Source organism: Rhodopseudomonas sp. BR0C11, from assembly GCF_010820945.1.
GTDB lineage: Bacteria > Pseudomonadota > Alphaproteobacteria > Rhizobiales > Xanthobacteraceae > Rhodopseudomonas > Rhodopseudomonas palustris_H.
In genome coordinates, this window is the sequence record NZ_QTKI01000792.1 from 1 (window position 1) to 684 (window position 684).

Annotated in this window: 1 protein-coding gene and 1 pseudogene; both read left to right on the forward strand. The window is 61.8% G+C overall.

Annotated features, from left to right (window positions below; translation table 11 throughout):
- The first annotated feature begins 86 nt into the window (after positions 1 to 86).
- Positions 87 to 308 carry an acyl-CoA carboxylase biotin carboxyl carrier protein subunit gene (locus DYI24_RS27410; protein ID WP_011158998.1) on the forward strand — a complete coding sequence of 74 codons (222 nt, stop codon included), beginning with the start codon at positions 87 to 89 and terminating at the stop codon, positions 306 to 308.
- A 184-nt stretch (positions 309 to 492) separates the two neighbouring features.
- Positions 493 to 684, forward strand: a pseudogene (locus tag DYI24_RS27415) (TAXI family TRAP transporter solute-binding subunit); the annotation flags it as partial.

Here is a 684-nt window from a genome sequence, read left to right on the forward strand (position 1 = left end):
CGTAACCACTCGGCGCAAGATTTTTGGCCGCGGCCGCAGCAGCGGAACCCGGCGCCGACAACAACAAACCTACCGGAGGAACACCGATGGCCGAGATCAAGATTGTCACCGAAGTCGCGGGCCGCGTCTGTGCGCTGCCGCTGTCGATCGGCGACGGCGTCGGTGAAGGCGACGACATCGTCTTTGTCGAAGCGATGAAAATGGAAATCCCGGTCGCCTCTCCGGCTGACGGAACCTTGAAGTCGCTGCACGTCGCTCTCGACGATGTCGTTGCCGAAGGCCAGCTCGTCGCGGTGATCGAAAGCTGAGCTGCCGCGCACAGCCGTCACGCTGCGTACCAAGATCGTCACCAGCCGGGACGTAATGTCGCATCACCCGGCGGCGATGTCGTGTGCAGACGACGCGGCCATCGCGTTGCCATCACTCGACTGCGGTGACATGCTCTCCTGATAACAAAGCAATCCGCAAAGCGGATGCGCTCGGGAGAGAAACATGACGGGACGTTTCGGTCCGCTCACGGCATTCGCCGTGGGCTGCGCGCTGATCACCACAACCACCGCGCGTGCTGACGACATCAAACTACCAACCACGATGGCATTCACCGCGTACGACACCGGCACCGCCGGTTTCAATATCGCGGTCGCGGTCGGCAAGATGATGAAGGACAAGCACGGAACCGACGTC